19 protein-coding genes are annotated in these 21726 nt (G+C 72.0%); 12 read left to right on the forward strand and 7 right to left on the reverse strand.

Annotated features, from left to right (window positions below; genetic code table 11):
- The first annotated feature begins 41 nt into the window (after positions 1–41).
- The 4 genes from ACGFYN_RS40905 to ACGFYN_RS40920 are packed head-to-tail and all read left to right on the forward strand — an operon-like array spanning position 42 to position 3902.
- A complete protein-coding gene (locus tag ACGFYN_RS40905) occupies positions 42–857 on the forward strand; it encodes a zf-HC2 domain-containing protein (RefSeq protein ID WP_393871080.1) in 816 nt (271 codons plus the stop codon).
- Positions 854–1714 carry an ABC transporter ATP-binding protein gene (locus tag ACGFYN_RS40910; RefSeq protein ID WP_393871081.1) on the forward strand — a complete coding sequence of 287 codons (861 nt, stop codon included), beginning with the start codon at positions 854–856 and terminating at the stop codon, positions 1712–1714. The genes ACGFYN_RS40905 and ACGFYN_RS40910 overlap by 4 nt, the downstream gene beginning before the upstream one ends.
- The gene (locus ACGFYN_RS40915; protein ID WP_393871082.1) at positions 1711–3234 is read left to right on the forward strand and encodes an ABC transporter permease; all 1524 of its coding nucleotides are present in this window, start codon (positions 1711–1713) and stop codon (positions 3232–3234) included. The genes ACGFYN_RS40910 and ACGFYN_RS40915 overlap by 4 nt, the downstream gene beginning before the upstream one ends.
- Positions 3225–3902 carry an ABC transporter gene (locus tag ACGFYN_RS40920; protein WP_393871083.1) on the forward strand — a complete coding sequence of 226 codons (678 nt, stop codon included), beginning with the start codon at positions 3225–3227 and terminating at the stop codon, positions 3900–3902. Before ACGFYN_RS40915 ends, ACGFYN_RS40920 begins: the two co-directional genes overlap by 10 nt.
- Here the strand turns inward: ACGFYN_RS40920 and mshD are convergent.
- Positions 3862–4788 (reverse strand): mycothiol synthase, encoded by a 927-nt coding sequence (gene mshD / locus ACGFYN_RS40925; RefSeq protein WP_393871084.1) that lies wholly within the window; start codon positions 4786–4788, stop codon positions 3862–3864. The two genes, ACGFYN_RS40920 and mshD, sit on opposite strands and share 41 nt — an antisense overlap.
- 155 nt (positions 4789–4943) lie before the next feature.
- Here mshD and ACGFYN_RS40930 point away from each other — a divergent pair, with 155 nt between their 5' ends.
- The 3 genes from ACGFYN_RS40930 to ACGFYN_RS40940 all read left to right on the forward strand — a co-directional run bounded on the left by ACGFYN_RS40930 (position 4944) and on the right by ACGFYN_RS40940 (position 10329).
- Positions 4944–6746: a bifunctional metallophosphatase/5'-nucleotidase gene (locus ACGFYN_RS40930; protein WP_393871085.1), complete on the forward strand. Its 1803-nt coding sequence runs from the start codon at positions 4944–4946 to the stop codon at positions 6744–6746.
- 58 nt (positions 6747–6804) lie between these two features.
- Positions 6805–7971, forward strand: a complete 1167-nt coding sequence (locus ACGFYN_RS40935; RefSeq protein WP_393871086.1) for a DUF2993 domain-containing protein — start codon at positions 6805–6807, stop codon at positions 7969–7971.
- Between the two features lie 573 nt (positions 7972–8544).
- Positions 8545–10329 (forward strand): ABC transporter ATP-binding protein, encoded by a 1785-nt coding sequence (locus ACGFYN_RS40940; RefSeq protein ID WP_393871087.1) that lies wholly within the window; start codon positions 8545–8547, stop codon positions 10327–10329.
- Positions 10330–10726: 397 nt separating this feature from the next.
- Here the strand turns inward: ACGFYN_RS40940 and ACGFYN_RS40945 are convergent, their stop codons facing one another.
- The 4 genes from ACGFYN_RS40945 to ACGFYN_RS40960 form a co-directional block, all read right to left on the reverse strand.
- Positions 10727–12160: an ATP-binding protein gene (locus ACGFYN_RS40945; RefSeq protein WP_393871088.1), complete on the reverse strand. Its 1434-nt coding sequence runs from the start codon at positions 12158–12160 to the stop codon at positions 10727–10729.
- Entirely contained in the window at positions 12157–12894 is a 738-nt protein-coding gene (locus tag ACGFYN_RS40950; protein ID WP_393871089.1) for a response regulator transcription factor, read from the reverse strand. The genes ACGFYN_RS40945 and ACGFYN_RS40950 overlap by 4 nt, the downstream gene beginning before the upstream one ends.
- A 129-nt stretch (positions 12895–13023) precedes the next feature.
- Positions 13024–13230 (reverse strand): hypothetical protein, encoded by a 207-nt coding sequence (locus ACGFYN_RS40955; protein ID WP_393871090.1) that lies wholly within the window; start codon positions 13228–13230, stop codon positions 13024–13026.
- Between the two features lie 29 nt (positions 13231–13259).
- On the reverse strand, positions 13260–14393 hold the full coding sequence (locus ACGFYN_RS40960) for a S1C family serine protease (protein WP_393871091.1): 1134 nt from the start codon (positions 14391–14393) through the stop codon (positions 13260–13262).
- Positions 14394–14651: 258 nt separating this feature from the next.
- On the opposite strand from ACGFYN_RS40960, the gene ACGFYN_RS40965 reads away from it, so the two are divergent.
- Positions 14652–16400, forward strand: a complete 1749-nt coding sequence (locus ACGFYN_RS40965; protein WP_393871092.1) for a trypsin-like serine protease — start codon at positions 14652–14654, stop codon at positions 16398–16400.
- Between the two features lie 33 nt (positions 16401–16433).
- Here the strand turns inward: ACGFYN_RS40965 and ACGFYN_RS40970 are convergent, their stop codons facing one another.
- Positions 16434–17459, reverse strand: a complete 1026-nt coding sequence (locus ACGFYN_RS40970) for a LacI family DNA-binding transcriptional regulator (RefSeq protein ID WP_393871093.1) — start codon at positions 17457–17459, stop codon at positions 16434–16436.
- Between the two features lie 96 nt (positions 17460–17555).
- Positions 17556–18335 carry a winged-helix domain-containing protein gene (locus tag ACGFYN_RS40975; RefSeq protein WP_393871094.1) on the reverse strand — a complete coding sequence of 260 codons (780 nt, stop codon included), beginning with the start codon at positions 18333–18335 and terminating at the stop codon, positions 17556–17558.
- Between the two features lie 191 nt (positions 18336–18526).
- On the opposite strand from ACGFYN_RS40975, the gene ACGFYN_RS40980 reads away from it, so the two are divergent.
- The 4 genes from ACGFYN_RS40980 to ACGFYN_RS40995 all read left to right on the forward strand — a co-directional run bounded on the left by ACGFYN_RS40980 (position 18527) and on the right by ACGFYN_RS40995 (position 21708).
- Entirely contained in the window at positions 18527–19390 is an 864-nt protein-coding gene (locus tag ACGFYN_RS40980; protein ID WP_393871095.1) for an alpha/beta hydrolase family protein, read from the forward strand.
- Positions 19391–19445: 55 nt separating this feature from the next.
- Positions 19446–19700: a MoaD/ThiS family protein gene (locus ACGFYN_RS40985; RefSeq protein ID WP_393871096.1), complete on the forward strand. Its 255-nt coding sequence runs from the start codon at positions 19446–19448 to the stop codon at positions 19698–19700.
- 2 nt (positions 19701–19702) lie between these two features.
- Complete coding sequence (locus ACGFYN_RS40990; RefSeq protein WP_393871097.1) at positions 19703–20824, forward strand: hypothetical protein; 1122 nt, start codon at positions 19703–19705, stop codon at positions 20822–20824.
- Positions 20825–20967: 143 nt separating this feature from the next.
- A complete protein-coding gene (locus ACGFYN_RS40995; protein WP_393871098.1) occupies positions 20968–21708 on the forward strand; it encodes a DUF2993 domain-containing protein in 741 nt (246 codons plus the stop codon).
- The last annotated feature ends 18 nt before the right edge of the window (positions 21709–21726 follow it).

Raw genomic sequence — 21726 nt, forward strand, 5'->3', positions numbered from 1 at the left:
GGCGCCGCCCGCGGCCGTGCACTGACGCGGGAGGTGGCGGTATGACCTGGCATGTTGCCGAGGAAGATCTGCGGGACTACGCCCGGGGCGAGCTCGCGCCGCCCCTGCTCTGGTCCGCCGACACCCACCTCGTGGCGTGTGCGCAGTGCCGGGCGGCGCTCGCCGACGTCGGCGACCGTGCCGCGCTCGACGCCGGATGGGAGCGGCTCGACGCCGAGCTCGACGCGCCCCGGCCCGGCCGGCTCGAGTCGCTGCTGGTGCGGCTGGGGATCACCGACCACACCGCGCGGCTGCTCACGGCCACCCCGGTGCTGCGCCGCTCCTGGCTCGCGGCGGTGGTGTTCCTGCTGGTGACGACCGTCGGGGCGGTGTACACGGCCGGTTCGGCCACGCTGTTCCTCGCCCTCGCGCCGCTGCTGCCGCTCGCCGGGGTCGCGCTCGCCTACGGGCCCGCGCTGGACCCGACGTACGAGATGGCGGTCGTCGCCCCGCTGCACGGCTTCCGGCTGCTGATGATCCGTACCGTCGCCGTCCTCGCCACCGGCATCGGGCTCAATCTTCTGGCCACGCTCGCCCTGCCGTCCTACGGGCTGCACGCCCTCGCCTGGCTGCTGCCCGCCCTCGCCCTCACCGCGACCGGGCTCGCGCTCACCCCGCGGCTCGGACCGGTGCTCGCGCCGTCGCTGGTCGGCGGGGCCTGGATCGCGCTGCTCGCCACCCAGACGGGCGGCAACGGCACACCCGTGCCGTTCACCGCCGCCGGGCAGGGCGCCGCCGCCGTGCTGGCCGCCCTCTCCGTGGGGCTGCTCCTCCTCGTACGTGACCGCTTCGACTTCTTCTCCAGGAGTGCCGCATGACCCCCACCGTCTCCGCGTCAGGGCTGAGCCTCCGCTACGGCGGGACACGGGCCCTCGACGACGTGTCGCTGCGGCTGACACCGGGCGTGACCGGGCTGCTCGGGCCCAACGGGGCCGGAAAGACCACCCTGTTGCGGGTACTGGCCACGGCCGTCCCCGCCGACCGGGGCGCCTTCACCGCGCTCGGGCACGACCCCGCCACGGCGGCCGGCCGGCAGGAGGTGCGGCGCAGGCTCGGCTACCTGCCCCAGGCGCCCGGCTTCCACCCGGACTTCACGGCCTTCGAGTTCGTCGACTACGTGGCGATCCTCAAGGAGCTGACGGACCGGGCCGCGCGCCATCGCGAGGTGCGCCGCGTCCTGGACGGGGTCGACCTCGCCGACGTACGCGGCAAGCGCATCAAGAAGCTGTCCGGCGGGATGCGGCAGCGGGTCGCGCTGGCCGCGGCGCTCGTCGGCGACCCGGGCTTCCTGGTGCTGGACGAGCCGACCGTCGGCCTCGACCCCGAACAGCGCATGCGCTTCCGGGAGTTGATCGCGCAGGCGGGGGAGGGCCGCACGGTCCTGCTGTCCACGCACCAGACCGAGGACGTGGCGATGCTCTGTCACCGGGTGCTGGTGATGGCGAGCGGCCGCATCCGCTTCGACGGCACCCCGGCCGAGCTGACCGCGCAGGCGGCGGGCCGGGTGTGGAGCAGCGCCGAACGCGACCCCGGCGCGAAGGCCGGCTGGCGCACCGGCACCGGCTCCTTCCGTAACGTCGGCAGCCCGCCCGACGGCGCCGACCTGCTCGAACACACCCTGGAGGACGGCTACTTGCTCACCCTGGACGACGCGGGCGCGGAGGTGGCGGCATGACCGCGGTACTGGAGGAGACCCCGGTCGCGGTGCGCGGCGCGGGACACCGGGACTCCTGGGCGGCCGTCCTCGCCCTGGCCCGATTCGAGGCGCGCCGGCTGCTGCTGAGCGTGCCGGTGCTGCTCGCCCTCGCGGTGTATGCGGCCTGGATCGTCTGGCAGACCCCGGACTTCGAGAACGGCTACCCCGCGCTCCAGGACGCCGACCGGGCCACCCAGAGCACCCCGCTGCTGGTCGGCCTCGCGGTACTGGTGTGCGCCAACCGCGCGGTGCTGCGCTCCGTACGGCTCGACACGGAACGCCACTTCGCCGTCCTGGTGCTCCCGCGGTCCCTGCGTACGGCGGCCCACGCGCTCGCCGTCGTCCCGGCCGCCCTGCTCACCGCCGTCGGCGTGCTCGGCCAGTTCGGCTGGGCGGCGCTGCGCTCCGGCGCGGTCGGCAGCGGTTCACCCGGCGAACTGCTCGTCGGGCCGCTGACGGTGCTGCTTTTCGGCATGCTCGGGGTGCTGCTGGCCCGGCTGGTGCCGTCGCCGATCGCGGCCCCGATGCTCATCGTGGTGCTGCTCCTGATGTTCGTCGGCGGAGGGTTCCCGGCCGGCAGCGGCGAGCGCGGCACGCGCTGGCTGGCACCGGTCGTGACCTTGGCGAACTCCAAGGCGCTGCCGTCCGACCTGCTCGACCGGCCCGCCGCCTGGCACGCCCTGTATCTCGCCGGGCTCGCCCTGACCGTGGCCCTGCTCGCGGTGCTGGCGGGCGGCGGCCGCGGCTGGATCCTGTCGGGCGCCGTGGCGGGCGCGGTGGCGCTCGCGCTGACCGGCGGCGTCCTGCAGACCGGCGCCCTGCCGGCCGCGACGAAGGCGGCCCGGGAGCGGGTCTCGGTCTCCCCCGAGAAGGAGCAGACCTGCGTCAGGCGGGGGACCTCCACGTACTGCGCCTTCCCGGAGTGGGCGCCACGGGCGGACACCTGGGCCGCGGTGGTGCACGACGTGCAGTCCGCGGCCGGCGGCTCCGCCCGCACCCAGACCCTCGTCGTACGGCAGCGCATCGACGTCCGGTACGGCCTAGACAGCGACGCGGCGATCGAGCCGTCCGCGAACCCGCACCAGGTGAGCGTCGGCACCGCCTGGGGCGGCAACCGGGTCCCCGAGTTCTCCGCCGCCGTCGCCGCCGTGCTGGTCGCGGGCGACGAGAAGGCGGCGGCCTCGCTGTGCGACGGCCGGATGGTCACCGTCATGTGGCTCGCCCTGAGCCATCTGCCCGACCCGATGACCTCGCTGCGCAACGTCCGCCTCGACGACAGCGTGACCGGCTCAGCGATCGTCCTGTCACCGACGGACCCGATGGACATGACGGCGGGCCAGACCGACGTCGTACGGGAGCTGCTCGGCAGGCCGGCCGGGTCGGTCGCCGCGCGCGTGCAGGCGCACTGGGCCGAGCTGACGGCGCCGAAGGTGACGACCGCGCGGGTCGCGGAGCTGCTGGGTACGACCGCGCCGAAGGCGGCGGACAAGTGCGAGTGACCAGGGAGTTGGCCCTCCCCGTGCTGCGCGCGCTGCCCTGGCGGGCACAGGCGGCGGGGGCCGGTCTCGGGCTTCTGATCGCCGGGGCGTCGCGGCTGGCGGGCGGTACGCCGGACGCGCCCCTCGCCCTGACCCTGCTGCGCACCGCGATCCTCGCGCACGCGCTGGGCCTGGCCTTCCTCCTGGACGACCCGGCCCGCCACACCACGGCCACGGTGCCGACCCGGCGCGCCCTGCGCACGGCCCTGCGGCTCGCGCTCGTCGCCCCGGTCACCGCCCTGTGGTGGACGGCCGCGCTCCTGCTCGTCCCCTCGCAGGTACGGCCTCCGGTGGGCGCCCTCACCCTGGAGGCGGCGGCCGCCTGCGTGCTGGCCCTCGCGGCCGGCGCGGTGGCCGTCCGTCTGACGGACGCCCCTGTGCCGGGCCCGTCGGTGGCGGCGGCCTTCCTCTTCACTGCCGTCGTCACCCCCCTGCTCCTGCCGGACCGGTGGGACCTGCTGGTCCCGCTCGGGGACGAGCGGTGGGGGGCCGCGCACGAGCGGTGGGCGTGGGTGCCGGCCGGGGCGGCGGTGCTGTGGGCGCTGTGCCTGCCGGAGCCGGTGCGGCGCCGGCCGCGCATCGCCCGGATCAGGTTTCCGTCCGGTACATCAAGTCCGTCTCGTACGTGATGAATCCCAGCCGCTCGTACACCGACACCGCCGCCTTGTTGTCCCCGTCGACGTAGAGCATCGCGGTCGGCAGGCCCTGGGCCGCCAGGTGCCGCAGGCCGATCGTCGTCAGGGCCTTGCCGAGGCCGCCGCCCTGCACACCCGGCCGCACGCCGAGGACGTACACCTCGCCGAGCTGGTCCGCCGCGTGGACCTTCGTCCAGTGGAAGCCGACGAGTTCCCCGCCGCGGAAGGCGAGGAAGAAGCCCGCGGGGTCGAACCAGGGCTCGGCCATGCGGGCTTCGAGGTCGCGCTGGGTGAGGGAGCCCTGCTCCGGGTGGTGGGCGAAGGCGGCGGAGTTCACCGCGAGCCAGTCGGCGTCGTCGGTGCCGGGGACGAAGGCGCGGACCGTGACGTCCGCCGGGAGGACCGGCTCGGGCAGGTTCAGGTCGCGCAACGACCGCCGCATCTGGCGTAGTTCGCGAAAGAGCGTCAGCCCGAGCACCTGCGCGAGGTGCCGCGCCGCCGCGTGCCCGCCGTGCGCCCAGACCCGCAGCCGCTTGCCGGAGGCGGCGAGCAGCGCCGAGCCCAGCGCCCGCCCGTGCCCCAGCCCGCGGCGGGCGGGATGGACGACGAGTTCGGCGGCCGGTGCCTCCACCGGGTCGGTGTCCTCCAGCTGGGCGTAGCCGACGAGTTCGTCGCCCACGCTCAGCAGGAGATGGGACACGCCCTCGCGTGCCCCGCCGCGCAGCTGGAGCCGCCCTTGCTCGGACACCGCCTGCTGGCCGTCCTCGCGGGCGGCGTCGGCGAGCAGGGAGAGCACGGCCCCGGTCTGCTCCGGAGCGAGCACGGAGTAGGTCTCGATGGAGCGGTTCCGGCCGTGCCGGACGGTGTCGTCGCTGGTCATGCGTATGAGGGTAGTTGGCGCGACCCGCAAAGTGGCGGTCAAGGGAGAGGCAAAGGGAAACCAGGATGTAACCACGTATCCCTTTTCGCGCTACGCGCGTTGACCCTATTCTGCGCCGGACGGTCCACTCACCCAGCAGACCCACAGGGGGGCGTATGTCAGCCACTTCTCAGCCGAGTCCGCGCCACAGACGGACGCTCCGTCTCGTCGCCGCGGCCGCCGGTCTCGCCACCGCCGGTGCGCTCGCCGCAGCGCTTCCGGCCGACGCGCACGAGTCCAAGGGCGGCGGCCACCACGGCCCGGGCCGCTACCAGGACGTGCAACTGCTGTCCTTCAACGACCTGCACGGCAATCTGGAGCCGCCGGCCGGCTCCTCCGGGCGGGTCACCGAGCTCCAGCCCGACGGCACCACGAAGACCGTCGACGCGGGCGGCGTCGAGTACCTCGCGACCCATCTGCGCGACGCCCGCAAGGGCCACCCGTACTCCGTCACCGCGGCCGGCGGCGACATGGTCGGCGCCTCCCCGCTGATCTCGGGCCTCTTCCACGACGAGCCCACCATCGAGGCGCTGAACAAGCTCGACCTGGACGTCACGTCCGTCGGCAACCACGAGTTCGACGAGGGCGCCAAGGAGCTGGCCCGTCTGCAGAACGGCGGCTGCCACCCCACCGACGGCTGCTACACGGACAAGAAGTTCAAGGGCGCCGACTTCCCGTACCTCGCCGCCAACGTCCTCGACGAGAAGACGGGCAAGCCGATCCTCAGGCCGTACTGGGTCTGGAAGAAGAAGGACGTCAAGATCGGCTTCATCGGCGTGACGCTGGAGGGCACACCCGACGTCGTCTCCGCCGAGGGCGTCAAGGGCCTGAAGTTCAAGGACGAGGTCGAGACGATCGACAAGTACGCCAAGGTGCTGCAGAAGCAGGGCGTGAAGTCGATCGTGGCGCTCATCCACGAGGGCGGCTTCCCGGCCTCGGGGGCGTACAACTACGACTGCGACGCCGCGGGCGCGGGCAGCGGCATCTCCGGCCCCATCGTCGACATCGCCAAGAACATCACCCCGGCCGTGGACGCCCTGGTCACCGGCCACACCCACAACGCGTACGTCTGCACGATCCCCGACCCGTCGGGCAAGCCCCGCATGGTCACCTCGGCCGCGTCCTTCGGCCGCCTCTACACGGACACCACGCTGACGTACGACCGGCGCACCGGTGACATCGCCCGTACGGCGGTGAAGTCGGCGAACCACGTGGTCACCCGGACCGTCCCCAAGGCGCCCGACATGACGGCGCTGATCGGCCGGTGGAACACCCTCGCGGCGCCGATCGGCAACCGCCCGATCGGCTACATCTCGGCCGACGTGCCGAGCACCGGCACCGAGTCCCCGATGGGCGACCTCATCGCCGACGCCCAGCTGGCGTACGGCAAGGAGCTGGACCCGCAGACCGACCTCGCGCTGATGAACCCCGGCGGCGTGCGGGCGGGCCTGACCTATCAGGCCACCGGCAGCGAGGGCGACGGCGTGGTGACGTACGCCGAGGGCTTCACGGTGCAGCCGTTCGCCAACACCGTGAACCTTCAGGACTTCACCGGCGCCCAGCTGGTGCAGGTCCTCAAGGAGCAGGTGAGCGGGGCCAACGCGAGCTCGCCGAAGGTCCTGCAGCCGTCGTCCGGTCTGACGTACACCCTGGACCTGACGAAGACGGGTGCGGACCGCGTCGTCACCGACTCCATCAGGCTGAACGGCGCCGCGATCGACCCGGCCGCCACCTACCGCGTCGCGACCAACAGCTTCCTCGCCGGCGGCGGCGACGGCTTCACGACGCTGGGACAGGGCACGAACGACCTGGTCGGCACCGACGACCTGACGGCCCTGGCGAACTACCTGACGGCCAACTCCTCGGCGTCCAGCCCGATTTCGCCGCCCGTACCCGGCCGGATCACGATCGTGAGCTAAGTCGCACAGGCGCGGTAGAGGTTGCGTGTGGGGCCGGTGCCCATGGTCGGATGGTTCGATGCGTACCCCCCACATATCGACGCATGCCGGTATAAACATCTTTGACACCTTCGACGGTTTTGTCGCGAACGAGGGTGAGGAGGACGAGGAACCCTGGGCGCCGCCCAACCACCGGCGAGGCAGCCGCCGCCGCAAACGCGGCCGCCTCGCCGGACTGCCCTTCGCGCTCAAGGCGGTGGCGGGCCTCTGCGTCCTCACCGCCTTCCTCACCCTCGCCGACCGCTGGGCGCTGCTCTACGCCGAGCACCGCGCGGCCCAGGTCCTCAAGTCCCGGCTGAAGCTGACCGCGGCGCCCGAAGTGGAGATCGCCGGATTTCCCTTCCTGACCCAACTCGCCGACGGGCGGCTGCACTCGGTGCGGGTGACCGTGCCGGACGTCGCGGCCGACCGGGTCACGCTCGCCAAGGTCACCGCGACCGCCCACGACGTACGGCTGGACGCCCCCGATGGGCCGACGTCCGTACGGGGCGCGGGAATTCCCCGGCTCGACGGCGACGTCCTGCTCTCCTTCGCCGACCTCAACCGTGAACTCGGCGCCTCCCAGGTCACGTTCACCGGCCGCGGCCACGACCGCGTGCTGGCCCGCGGCACCTTCCCGGTGGCCGGCCACGACCTCCGGCTGCGCGCCGACGCCCGCATCGGCCGCGACGGCGACCACGGCGTCGCCACGCAGATCGGCGGCATGCAGCTCGACATCGGCGACCTGGCGACCTACCGGCCCGGCACCCGGGCCACCGAGGGCCTGCATCTGACCCGCCGCTCCGTCGCGCGCCTCACGCGCGAGACACGCAAGGCGAAGGCGCTGTTCTCGGTCCCGGCGGTGGTACGGCGGCTCGGCGTGCCCGACTCCGTCGTACGCGAGGCCCTGCGCTCCGACGACAAGCTGGCCCGGGTGACCGGCACACCGCGCTTCATCCACCGGGCCATGCGCCTGAACCTGATCGACCTGGCCCTGTCCCACCCCGCCCTGCTCAAGCGCCTCGGCTTCGACCCGGCCCTGCTGAACGAACTGCCCCGGCTCACCCGTCCCGTCCTCGCCGACCGCCTCTCGCTGGGCTTCCGGCTGCCCGCACCGCACCGCGGCGCTCTGCGGCTGCGGGACGTACGGGTGGAGAAGGACGGGATCAGGGTGCGGATCGAGGGCGCGGGGCTGGCCGTCGGATAAGTCCTGTGTGAATGCGGGTTCGGTTCCCGGGTTTCTCTGAGAGTTTAGTTTCAGAGGTAACGCACATCGAATCATATTGACGTCTAAGGCGAAACGGCTTTTTCGCCTTCGGGAATGCCGTAGTGTTTTCCATGTCGAAAGCGAACGACCCGAAAGTCAAGGAGAACACGATGAGCTTCCACAAGATCGCCCCCGTCAAGCAGACCCGCAAGCCCGCCCCGGCCCCCAAGAAGAAGGCCCCGAAGAAGCCGGCGCCGAAGCGTCCCGTCGGCCACAAGTGCTGACAAAGGATTTACCTCGGTAAATCAAAGCAATTCACAGCCTGAATACCCAGACGGAATAAGAAGGGCCGCTGCCATGAGCTTCCACAAGATCGCCCCGGTGAAGAAGTCCCACAAGCCCGCCCCGGCCCCGAAGAAGAAGGCGCCGAAGAAGCCGGCCCCGAAGCGCCCCGTCGGCCACCAGCGCTGATTTCCCCCGCGAGGCGGGGCCACCGGAGACGGCGAGCGTGAGCTCGCGCCGGTGGCCCCGCCTCGGCCATGTCCAGGGCCGTGTGCCCGAAGGGAGTCGACCATGAGCGAGGTCCGTGCGGCCTTCAGCCGTTTCTGGCCGCTGACCCGCGGCGACCGCAGGTGGCTCGCGGTCGTCGTCGGATGCGTGGTGGTGGCCGCGCTCGCCGAGACCGCCTCGATCCTGCTGTTCGCCGAGCTCACCGACCATGCCCTCAAGGCCGGTTCGCTCGCCGCCTTCTGGGGCCCGGCCGGCGCCTGGCTGGGTGTCGCCGCGCTCGGGGCACTCGTCGGCTACCTGGGCAACTCACTCGCCACCTGGACCGCCGAGAGATTCGTGCTGCGGCTGCGGGCGGGCGTGTTCCGGCACGTCCAGCGGCTCCCGCCGCACTTCTTCCAGCGGCACCGCCACGGCGATCTGGTCGAGCGGCTGACCGGTGACGTCGAGGCCATCGAGCGGATGGTCGTCTCCGGTGTGGTCGGTACGGTCTCCGCCGCCTTCTCGGCCGTCTTCTACGCGGCCGCCGCCCTCTGTCTGCGCTGGGACCTGGCCCTGGCCACGTTCGTCCTCGCGCCCCTGTTCCTGCTCGCCGCCCGCCGCTTCTCCGGCAGCATCAGGACCGCCTCCCAGGACGAACGGGTCGCCGACGGCGCGATCACCTCCGTGGTGGAGGAGTCGCTCGGCAACATCGTCCTCACCCAGGCCTACAACCGTGGTCGGGACGAGGAGCGGCGGCTCGACCGCGAGGCCCGCGCCTGGATGAAGGCGTCCGTGCGGGGGGCCCGGCTGAGCGAGATGTACGAGCAGTTCGTCGAGGTCGTCGAGACGCTGTGCGTCCTCGCGGTGATCGGCCTCGGCGTCTGGGAGATCTCGGCCGGCCGCATGACCCTGGGCGGGCTCCTGGCCTTCGCCGCCTTCATCGGCTACCTCTATCCGCCGGTCCGCAGCCTCGGACAGCTCGGCCTCACCCTCACCGCCGCGACCGCGGGCGCCCAGCGCCTGAACGAGATCCTGGACGCGCGGCCGTCCGTCACCGACCCCGTCGAGCCGGTCGCCGAGTGGCCGGTGCGCGGCTGGGTCGCCTTCCACGACGTGTCCTTCCGCTACCCCGCCTCGCCCCGCGCCTCCCTGCGCGACGTGACCTTCACCGCGGGCCCCGGCGAGCTGGTCCTCGTCACCGGCGCGAGCGGCGCCGGCAAGTCGACCCTGTCCAAACTGCTCACCCGCTTCTACGACCCCGCGCAGGGCACGATCACGCTCGACGGCGTCCCGCTGCCGGACATGAACCTGGAGTTCCTGCGCGAGAACGTGGCCCTGCTGCCCCAGCAGACCCTCGTCCTCAGCGGCACGATCCGCGAGAACATCGCCTGCGGGCGGCCCGGCGCGAGCGACGCGGAGATCGAGCGGGCGGCCCGGGAGGCGGCGGCACACCACTTCATCGAGGCCCTGCCCGAGGGCTACGACACCGCCATCGCGCCCGGCACGGCGGCCCTCTCCGGCGGCCAGCTCCAGCGCATCGCCATCGCCCGCGCGATGCTGCGCGCCGCACCGGTCCTCGTCCTGGACGAGCCGACGGCGGGCCTGGACGCGGTCGCCGCCCGGCAGGTGGTGCAGCCGCTGCGCAGGCTGATGGCGGGCCGTACGACGATCATGATCACGCACGATCTGAGCCTCGCGCCGGACGCGGACAGGATCCTGGTCGTCGACCGCGGACGGCTGGTGGAGGCGGGCACCCACCCCGAACTCCTCGCCCGGCGGGGCGCCTACGCGCGGCTCGCCGAGCCGCTGCCGGACGCCGTCGCCGACCTGCCCCCGGCGCACGACGAGACCATGATCCTCAGGTGGTAGCCCGCCGGGTGTGGCCGAGGCCGCGCACGGTCTGGACGATCCGCGGTTCGCCGCGCCGCCGGCCCGTCGAGGCCGGGCCCCGTCCCTGGGGACCTGCACCAGTTCGAGGGCCGCGGCCGTCCCCGGCGAGGAGCGTCTCGTACCCCGCACGCCGGCGTCGTCGTCGGCCGGCCCAACCGTTGTCTTCCGCGCCATCCGAACACGGCGGGACGAAGGGCTGTGCCGGGACTGGCAGAGGGATGTGCGTGAGGTGGGGGATGCCCGCCGGGAGCCGTCATGTCTCCTGGAAGTCGTCGGCGTTCACGGCGACGATGGCGCTGCCGCCGGGCGCCGTACGTGCCGGAGCCGTCCGGATTCTGCGTCCCCGCCGACCCCTCCGGTGCGGCTCCCGGGCCCGTTACGCCGCTTCCGGCGGCGGCGTGGGCGCCCCCGGCAGCCGTACCGTCACCGCCGTGCCGCCGCCCTCCGCCCGTTCCAGCGTGACCTCGCCGCCGGCCTGCTGGACGGTGCGGGCCACTATGGACAGGCCGAGGCCCGAGCCGGGCAGGGCGCGGGCGCTGGGGGAGCGCCAGAAGCGGTCGAAGACGTGCGGGAGTTCGTCGGCGTCGATGCCGGGGCCGTGGTCGCGGACGGTGAGGATTCCGCTGCCGAGCTCCACCTCGATCGTGCCGTGGTCCGGGCTGAACTTCACCGCGTTGTCGAGGATGTTGACGATGGCCCGCTCCAGGGCGGAGGGCTCGGCGCGGACGTACCAGGGCTGGAGGTCGGCGGTGATCGTCAGTTCCGGGCCGCGCAGCCGGGCGCGGCGCAGCGCGGCCTCCACGGTGTCCTCCAGCGACACGACCTGCACCCGTTCGCCGCGCTGGCCCTCCGACCGCGACAGCTCCTGGAGGTCGCCGATCAGCGCGGCCAGTTCGGTCATCTGCGCCTTCACGGACGCGAGCAGCGCCTTGCGGTCCGCCTCCGGCAGGGGGCGGCCGGTCTCCTCGCTCCGGCTGAGCAGCTCGATGTTCGTGCGCAGCGAGGTGAGCGGGGTGCGCAGTTCGTGCCCGGCGTCAGCGATGAGCTGCTGCTGCAGGTCGCGGGAGCTGGCCAGGGCGGACGTCATCGAGTTGAACGACCGCGACAGCCGCGCGACTTCGTCCTCGGCGTCGTCCTCCACGGGAATGCGCACACTCAGGTCCTCGGTCCGCGCGACGGTCTCCACGGCCTCGGTGAGCTTGTCCACGGGCCGCAGCCCGGCCCGAGCGACGGCCAGTCCGGCCGCCCCGGCGCCGAGAACCCCGATCCCGCTGACGAGGAGCAGGATGAGGGCGAGTTCGTTGAGGGTGGACCGGGTGCTCTTGAGGGGGGTCGCGAGGAGTACGGCGACGCCCTTCGAGTCGTTCTGGTCGACGCCCAGATAGAGGGTCAGCACCCGTACCGCGTTGCCGTCGTCGTCCGTGCCGTCGCGGTACAACCCCGCATTGGGCTTCGCGTCCCTGATGACCTGCTTGTCGGCGCCGGTGACCTTCACCGTGCCGGGGGAGGTCGGGTCGACGCAGGGATGGCCCTCTTCCTTGATGGCCTGGACGTAGTCGTTCCGTCCGTGGAACGGCTGGGTGTTCTCCTCCGGGGTCTGCGTGCACCTCGCCAGAAGCGCCTGGACCGTACCGGGCCGCCGGGCCATGTCCTTGAGGTCGCCGTCGACCTGGTCGTACAACTTCCCCTGCACGATGAACCAACAAGTCACCGAGACCGCCGCCACCGCGAAAGCCACAGCGGCAGCGACGAGCATCGCCAGTCGCGACCGGATCGGAAGCGTCTGGAAGCGTCGTAGGACCTTCCTCACTCCGCGCCACCCTGGCGCAGCACATACCCCACCCCGCGCACCGTGTGCACGAGGCGCGGCTCGCCGCCCGCCTCGGTCTTGCGGCGCAGGTACATGACGTAGACGTCAAGGGAGTTGGACGAGGGCTCGAAGTCGAAGCCCCACACGGCCTTCAGGATCTGCTCGCGCGTGAGGACCTGCCGCGGGTGGGCCATGAACATCTCCAGAAGCGTGAACTCGGTGCGCGTCAGCTCCACCGGCCGTCCGCCCCGCGTCACCTCCCGCGTCGCCAGATCCATCCGCAGGTCCGCGAAGGACAGTGCCTCGTCCTCCTGGTCCGTGCCGGCGAGGGCCGCGGCAGCGTAGGAGCTGCGCCGCAGCAGCGCGCGGACACGGGCGAAGAGCTCGTCCAGCTCGAAGGGCTTGACCAGGTAGTCGTCCGCGCCGGCGTCCAGACCGGTCACCCGGTCCCCGACGGTGTCGCGGGCCGTGAGCATCAGGATCGGCGTCGTCGTGCCGGCCCCGCGCATGCGGCGTGCGGCGGTCAGGCCGTCCATGCGCGGCATCTGGATGTCGAGGACGACCAGGTCGGGCTGGTACGCGGTCGTCTTCTCCAGAGCGTCCGCGCCGTCCACGGCGACCTCGGTGTCGTACCCCTCGAAGGCGAGGCTGCGCTGGAGTGCCTCACGCACCGCGGGCTCGTCGTCGACGATCAGGATGCGCTGGGGGTCACGGTCGCCATCGGCGGAGCTCATGGGCTTCGGGTTCCTCGGGTGCGGTGGGACGGCAAGGGGCTGAAAGTACCTGTATCTGCTTGAACCTGCTGAACGCCTTCAGCCTCGCATGTTTGCCCGCGGTCGCGTACGGAGCCGGTGGGCGCGCGATCAGCCGCGCAGCGCCGCCAGATGGTTCAGCGGCACCCTGCGCCGGTGCGGGCGGGCGGCCGAGGTGCGCAGGCCCATCAGCTGGGGGACCGCCACCACCTCGGGAGCCCGGCCCTCGGGGGCGTGCAGTTCGTACGCCACCTCCAGGGCCAGGGCGAGGCCGGCGGGGTCGAGGCCGGAGACCGGGTGGGACACCTGCTTGATCATGACGTGCTCCCTGCTCGTGCGGAGTGGGGTCAGCTGTCGCTGCCGCCCGCCCTGAGACTGGCCAGGTCGGACTTGACGGTGTTGATCGGGATGGCGAAGCCGAGGCCGATGTTGCCGGCGTCGGAGGAGCCCGAGGACGACTGCGAACCGGCGCTGTACATCGCGGAGTTGATGCCGATGATGTTGCCCGCGGCGTCGATCAGCGCGCCGCCGGAGTTGCCCGGGTTGAGCGAGGCGTCGGTCTGGATCGCCTTGTACGTCGTCGTCGAGGAGCCGGTGTCGCCGTTGAACTGCTGACCGCCGAAGGAGAACGGCCACTGGCCGTTGCCGCCGCCCTGTCCCTGTCCCTGGCCCTGTCCCTGGCTCTCGTCGGTCGAGACGGTCACGTCACGGTTGAGCGCGGAGACGATGCCGCTGGTGACGGTGCCGCTCAGGCCCTCGGGGGAGCCGATCGCCACGACGGTGTCGCCGACCTGCACGCCGCTGGAGTTGCCGAGGCCGGCCGCCTTGAGTCCGGAGGCGTTCTCCAGCTTGATCAGGGCGAGGTCCTTCTTGCTGTCGGTGCCGACGACCTTAGCGGTGTAGCTCTTGCCGTCGTTGGTCGTCACCTTGATCGACGAGGCGCCGGAGACGACGTGGTTGTTGGTGACGATCTCGCCGTCGCTGGTGATGATCACGCCGGAGCCGGTGGACTGGCCGGCGTTGGAGGTGGCGCCGATCTCGACCACGCTGGGGCTCACGGCCGCGGCGATGGTGGCGACGTCGCCCTTCTTGCTGGACGGCACCACGCTGGTGCTGGTGCTGCCGGCGGCGACGGTGTCACTGCCGGTCAGCTGCTGGAAGGCGTACGCGGTACCGCCGCCGATGGCCGCGGCGACGATCGCCACGGCGGCCAGCAGGGCGACGGGGCCCCGGGTCCGCTTCTTCGGCGCCGGGGCGGACACCGGCTCCGCGAGGAGAGCCGTACCGCCGCCGTTGCCGTCACCGCCGTAGCCGCCGTAACCGGCACCCTCGACCGTGACCGGCTGTGCCGGCTGCACCGGCGGCTGCACCGGCGGGGGCGGCCACTCGGGGTTCACCGGGGAGGAGGCGTGCTGCTGAGCGCCCTGGTACGGGTTCTCGTAACTCTCGTACTCGCCGCTGCGGCGGAAGCTCTCGGTCATGGAACAAAGCCTGTCCCGTGACCATGAGAGCTTCCTGAGTGCTGGCTGAGAAGCCCGGCAGAACCTCGTTTGCCCGATATAAAGACGCGGCGCAGCCGGGGCCAAAGGGAAACGGGGAGTGGCCGTGACATGAGATCACGGCAGTCGGCGGACGAATACTTCTCGGGTTTGTGTAAGCCCTGTGTAAAGCGTGACCAGGGGGGCGCAATCTTGGTCGGTACACGCTCTTTGATTCGTCAACCATCACAGGAGACCTAGGTGATACGTGCCCTGCGCGGCCGCCTCAGACGCCCCGTCACGGCGTTTCCCGCGGCCGCCCTCGCGCTCGCCCTCAGCTGTGCCGGCATCCTCGCCGCCCAGCCGGCGAACGCGTCGGACGGACTGCCCGACCCTGGTGTGAAGGCCCAGCAGCAGACCGCCCCGCAGCCCACCGCCCCGGACCAGGAGCTGCACTCCCGCGTGATCAAGGCCGCGGAGAAGACGGCCACACCGAGGACGGCCAAGGCGAGCCCGTTCATCATCGGCGGCAGCGAGACGACGATCTCCAGCGCGCCGTGGATGGTCCAGCTCGCCTACTACGACGACACCACCGGCGACGGGTACTTCTGCGGCGGCACCCTCGTCGCCCCGAACAAGGTCCTCACCGCCGCCCACTGCGTCGCGGGCCTGGACTGGGTGAAGAACGGCGCCGTCCTGGCCGGGACGACCGACCTGTACGACTCCACGAACGGCACCGTGGCAGGTGTGTGGCGTCAGTGGAGCCACCCGAAGTACAACGCCGCGGCCATCCAGAACGACGTCGCGGTCCTCACCCTGGACCGCCCGCTGGACATGCCCACGCTGCGGCCGGCCTCCTCGAACGACGACGCGCTCTACACGGCGGGCCGCGACTCCATGGTCTACGGCTGGGGTCTGACCTCCGGCGCCGACGGCGCGGACCTGTCGGCCAAGCTGAAGACCGCGCCGCTGTCCCTGGTCGCCGACTCGACCTGCAACAGCGCCATGCAGAGCGTCCTCGGCGAGGACGACTTCGCCGAGGGCTCGATGCTCTGCGCGGGCACCCCGGCCACCGGCGGCGACGCCGGCACCACCACGCCGTGCAACGGCGACTCCGGCGGCCCGCTGGTCTCCGGCGGAAAGATCATCGGCATCGTGTCCTGGGGCGTCCAGGGCTGCACCGCGCAGGGCGCCTACCCCGTCTTCACCAAGGTGAAGGCGTACACCTGGGCCGCCCAGCCGCGCATCGACGACACCGACCTGTCCTACGACGGCAAGGCGGACCTGCTGGCCCGCACGCCGTCCGGCAACCTCTTCGAGCAGGACAGCAAGGGCACGGCCCTCGCGCAGCGGGCCTACACCGGCAACGGCTGGGAGGGCATCAGCTGGGGCCTGCAGGCAGACCTGGACCGGGACTTCTACCAGGACCTGATCGTCCGTGACAAGGCCGACGGCAAGCTGCACCGCAGCTACTTCGACCACGCCACGGGCCAGTTCACGTGGATGCAGATCAGCTCGGTGTGGGGCGGCTACAAGTCGTACGCCATCCCCGGCGACATGACCGGCGACGCCCGCCCCGACCTGGTCGCGGTGGACGCGGACGGCTCGGTCTACCTCTACCCGGGCAAGGGCGACGGCGAGTTCTACGGCCGCGTCAAGGTCGTCGACAAGGCCTGGAAGGGCGTGAAGATCTTCGGCCACGGAGACCTGTCAGGCGACGGCAAGGCCGACCTGCTGGTCCGCAACGGCTCGGGCGTGCTGTACCTGTACCGCGGCACCCAGCAGGAGCACACGCCCTGGTCGTCCCGCATCCAGGCCCGGACCGGCTGGAACTTCACCTCCTACGTGGCCAACGGCGACGTGACCGGCGACGGCGTCGCCGACGTGATGGCCCGCGACTCGGGCGGCACGCTGTGGCTGTACCCCGGCACCGGCAAGGTGTCGAGCAGTCTGTTCGGCTCGCGCGTCAAGCTGGGGGCCGGCTTCAACCAGTACAACCTGCTGTTCTGAGACACCCGGCTCGAAGGTGTACGGCGGTGCTGCTCAGCCCTCGCAGCCGCAGGACCGCCGTACCACCAGGCTGGAGGGGAACTGCTTGAGCCGCTCCCGCCGTGACCCCGCCACCCGCAGCCCGTCGTCGAGCACGAGGTCGACCGCGGCCCTGGCCATCGCGGAGCGGTCGGAGGCGACCGTGGTCAGGGGCGGGTCGGCGAGCCCCGCCTCCTTGATGTCGTCGAAGCCGGCCACCGCCAGCTCGCCCGGCACGTCGATGCGCAGCTCGCGCGCCGCCCGCAGCACGCCGATCGCCTGGTCGTCGGTGGAGCAGAAGATCGCGGGCGGGCGCCGGGGCCCGGCGAAGATCTCCAGGGCCACCTTGTAGGCGTCGTAGCGGTTGTACGGCGCCTCGAAGAGCCGGCCCTCGGTCGGGATCCCGGCCTCCTCCATCGCGCGCCGCCAGCCCTCGACGTGGTCGGAGACCGGGTCTCCGACGACGGGTGTCTGGGCGGTGCCGCCCATACAGGCGACGTACTCGTAGCCGTGCCCGAGCAGATGGGTGACGGCCTGCCGGGCGCCGTCCAGGTCGTCGATCACCACGGCGACGTCGTCGATGGCCTCGGGCCGCTCGTGCAGCAGGACCACCCGGGCGTCCCAGGCCTCTATCTCGGCGGCCGCCAGGTCGTTCAGGGCGTGGCTGACGAGGATCAGCCCGGAGACCCGCATGCCGAGGAAGGCCCGCAGATAGTGGACCTCGCGCTCGGCCACGTAGTCGGTGTTGCCGACGAGCACCATCTTTCCGCGCTCGGAGGCGGCCTGTTCGACCGCGTGCGCCATCTCCCCGAAGAAGGGCTGACGCGCGTCCGGGATGATCAGGCCTATGAGATCCGTGCGCCGCGACGCCATCGCCTGAGCGACCCGGTCGGGCCGGTACCCCAGCTCCTTGATGGCGGCGAGGACACGCTCGCGCGTGGCCGGGGCGACCGGCCGGGGTCCGTTGTTGATGACATAGCTGACGACGGCGGTGGATGTCCCCGCCAGTCGTGCCACGTCATCCCGAGTCACCTTGGCCACGCGCGGAGTCTACGCGGATATACCCGCCCCGGGCAGGGCGGAAGAGGCATCGCTCGGGACCGTCCGTGCGGAAGCGATGCCCCCGTCGGGGGTCCGCTATGCCTCCGCCGTCACCTCGGCACCGTCCCGGGTGGCCGCCTCGTCCGCACTGTCCGGCTTTGCCCGGTCCGCCTTGGCCTTGGCGTCCTCGGAGGAGCGATCGGCCTTCTCGGGCGTAACGAATCGATAACCGACGTTCCGGACGGTCCCGATCAGCGACTCGTGCTCGGGTCCGAGCTTGGCGCGCAGCCGACGTACGTGGACGTCGACCGTGCGGGTGCCGCCGAAGTAGTCGTAGCCCCAGACCTCCTGGAGCAGCTGTGCGCGCGTGAAGACGCGGCCCGGGTGCTGCGCGAGGTACTTCAGGAGCTCGAACTCCTTGAAGGTGAGGTCGAGGACCCGGCCCTTGAGCTTGGCGGAGTACGTCGCCTCGTCCACCGACAGGTCGCCGTTGCGGATCTCCATGGGGGAGTCGTCGTTGACGATCTGCTGCCGGCCCATGGCCAGCCGCAGCCGCGCCTCCACCTCCGCCGGACCGGCGGTGTCGAGCAGTACGTCGTCGATGCCCCAGTCGGCGGTGACGGCGGCGAGGCCGCCCTCGGTGACGACGAGGACGAGCGGACAGCCGGGGCCGGTGGAGCGCAGGAGCTGGCACAGGCTGCGCACCTGTGGCAGGTCACGGCGGCCGTCGACGAGGATGACGTCGGCGCCGGGGGTGTCGACCAGGGCGGGCCCCTCCGCGGGAGCCACGCGCACGTTGTGCAGAAGAAGGCCGAGGGCGGGAAGCACCTCCGTCGACGGCTGGAGGGCGTTGGTCAGGAGCAGCAGAGAACTCATACGTCTGGTTCCTCCTCGGTCCCTGCGAGGACGTGTGCGGTGCGTCACCTGCTCTGCGATCCCGGGGCCCCGTACACCGGCGGTCACCTGGAATTTCCCGGCAGTTCCCGCTTCGTATACAACGCTTCCGAAAGCACAAAAGGACCCGGGGGCTACGCTGCCCGAGTCCTCTGCCCAGCAGAATAGCCCACATGAGCATCACTCCGGCAGGTCATGTGGCGCGTTCCACCGCCCGTCCGCATCGCGAGACGGTCACTCGCACGCCTTTGCGGACGTTTCTGACCGCGGACGACGGAGTGCCGATCGATGCCGTATACGATCCGCCGGCGATCGGGCCCGACGTCTCCGGGACACCCGCCCTTGATCTCGTGTTCGTGATCGCGCACGGCTTCACGGGCGACGTGGACAAGCCGCACGTGCGCCGCGTGGTCGAGGCGTTCGCGCAGTACGGCGCGGTGGTCTCCTTCTCCTTCCGGGGCCACGGCGCGTCCGGCGGGCGGTCCACGGTCGGCGACCGTGAGGTGCTCGACCTGGCGGCCGCGGTGGAGTGGGCCCGCGAGCGAGGGCACGCGCGCGTGGCGACCGTCGGCTTCTCCATGGGCGGCTCGGTGGTGCTGCGGCACGCGGCGTTGTACGGGCCGGGGCGCGAGGGGCGCACGGAAGCGTCCACGGACGCGGTGGTTTCGGTGAGTGCACCGGCCCGCTGGTACTACCGGGGGACCGCCCCTATGCGGAAACTCCACTGGCTGGTAACGCGCCCCGAGGGCCGTCTGGTGGGCCGCTACGGATTCGGTACGCGCATCCACCACCGCGAGTGGGACCCCGTGCCGCTGTCGCCCGTGGAGGCCGTCCCGCGGATCGCCCCCACACCGCTGCTCGTCGTGCACGGCGACCGCGACGGATACTTCCCGCTCGACCACCCCCGCATGCTCGCCGCCGCGGCCGGTGACCACGGCCGGCTCTGGATCGAGGGCGGCATGGGGCACGCCGAGCACGCGGCCACGGACGAGCTGCTGGACCGGATCGGGGACTGGGCCGTCGCACGGGCGGGCTAGCCTGACCGGGTACACAGCCGACCGGCTGCCCATTGACCGTTAGTTGAGGAACCGGATGCCAAAGGTCACGGTGCGCTTCTGGGCCGCCGCGAAGGCCGCGGCCGGGGTCGCCGAGGAGCCGTACGACGCGGCCACCCTCGCCGAGGCGCTCGACGCCGTGCGCGAGCGACACCCCGGTGAACTGACACGCGTCCTGCGGCGATGCTCGTTCCTCGTCGACGGTGACCCCGTGGGCACCCGCGGACATGAGACGGTACGGCTGGCCGACGGCGGCACGGTCGAGGTGCTCCCGCCGTTCGCAGGAGGGTGAGGATGACCGATCAGCCGTACGACCCGTACCAGCAGCCGCAGCAGCAGGCGTGGCCCGGGCAGCAGCAGCCGCATCAGCAGCAGCCGCAGCAGGGCTACGAGGGATACGAGGGGCACGAGGCGTACGACGACCCGTACGCCGCCCAGCAGTACACGCAGCACTGGCAGGGGCAGACGTGGGAGGCGCAGGCCCAGACGCCCGCGCCTTCGGCGATGTCCGGCGCGGAGACGGCGTACATGGCGCAGCAAGCGCCTCAGCCGCCCGCACAGCAGTGGCAGCAGCCGCAGGCCCCCGCGGCGGCCGCGCCTGCCGCCGGTGAGTCCGCGGACGCGGGCTACGGCCCCGCCACGCTCGCCGGCAACGCCCGCAACACCGACGCCCAGCGGGCCCGCCTCGAAGGGCGTTCGCCGATCATCGAGCCGGGCATGCAGCCGGCCGCGCTCACCGCGCTGCTGGGGCTGCTGCTGGCGGGTACGGCGGCGGTGGGGTCGTACGCCCTGGTCGTCCCGCTCGTCGTGCTCCAGGCGGTCACCGCGGCGGGCTGGTTCCGGCTGAACGGCATGTGGCCGGCCCGGCAGGGCATCGCGCTGGCCTTCCTCGGCGCACTGGCCGCGGACGTCGCGCTGCTGGTGGCGGGCCGGGACAACGCCCCGGCGGCGATCCTCGGCACCCTCGGCGTCTGGGTCCTGCTCTCGCTCGTCCTCCAGCTGCGCTCGCACGCGGACCCGGACGAGCGGATGTACGGCCTGATGGCGGGTGTCGCCTCGGCGGCGCTGGCCATCGTCGCGGCCGGATACCTCGCCGCCTCGGCCGACGCGGCGACCGTGGGAGCGGCCGCGGTGGCCGTGGCCGTGCCGGCCCGCGCCCTGCCGCTGCCCACGCCGGCATCGGTCGTCGTCTCACTGCTCGCCGCCGCGGGCGCGGGCATCGCGGCCGGCTCGATGACCGGCTTCGGCACGAAGGGCGCGCTGCTGGGCGCGTGCGCCGCGGTGTGCGCGCTGATCGGCCACCGGGTGGCGAGCTACGACTACCCGTCGAAGTTCGTGCACTTCACGGCGGGCGTCGCCCTGCCGCTGACGGCCGCGGCGCCGGTGGTGTACGTGCTGGGGCGGGCTCTCGGATAGGGCCCGGCCGTGCCGCGGCGGCTCCTGTCACAGGTGATCGACAATTCGGGGGCGGTCGCCCGCACCAGGGTTACGCTCGCGCTGGGCGGCCACCCGGTCGTCGGGACCACTCGTGATCGTCCGGCCAGGTGGGGGAACATCGCATGCGCGCGCTGCGAATACTTCTGATCGTCGTCGTGATCCTCGGCGGCCTGTTCGTGGTGGCGGACCGGGTCGCGGTGTACTTCGCCGAGGACGAGGCGGCCTCCAAGCTGAAGACCACCGAGAACCTCGCCTCCACCCCGGACGTGTCCATCAACGGCTTCCCCTTCCTCACCCAGGTCGCCTCCGGGAAGCTGGACGACGTCGAGGTCGGCATCAAGGACTACGAGGCCGACACCGGCGAAGGCGGCAAGGGCGGACCGGCCACGATCCGCATCGACGACCTGAAGGCGCACATGAAGGGCGTCTCCTTCTCCGGCGACTACAGCTCCGCCACCGCGTCCAGCGCCACGGGCACCGCGACCATCGCCTACGACGAGCTGCTCAAGGCGGCCAAGTCGCAGCCGACGCAGATCATCAGCGGGGTCACCGCCCAGGTCGTCGGCCTCTCCGACGGCGGCAACGGCAAGATCCGGGTCGACGTCAAGTTCCGGACCCCGCTCGGCACCCGGACGTATCCCGTGCTCAGCACGGTGGCCGTCCACGGCGACGACGTGCAGGTGCACGCCGACAACCTGCCCAAGCTGGTCGTCGACCTCGCCGACTCCCGCGTCCGCGCGATCACCGACTTCAAGCAGACCATCGACCGGCTGCCGGGCGACGTGAAGCTGGACAGCGTGCAGGCCGCGGAGGACGGCGTGCAGATCACGGTGAAGGGTTCGAACGTCAAGCTCGCGGGGTAGTACGTCGGGCGGCGTGCG

Source organism: Streptomyces sp. NPDC048419 (assembly GCF_043200415.1).
Classification (GTDB): domain Bacteria; phylum Actinomycetota; class Actinomycetes; order Streptomycetales; family Streptomycetaceae; genus Streptomyces.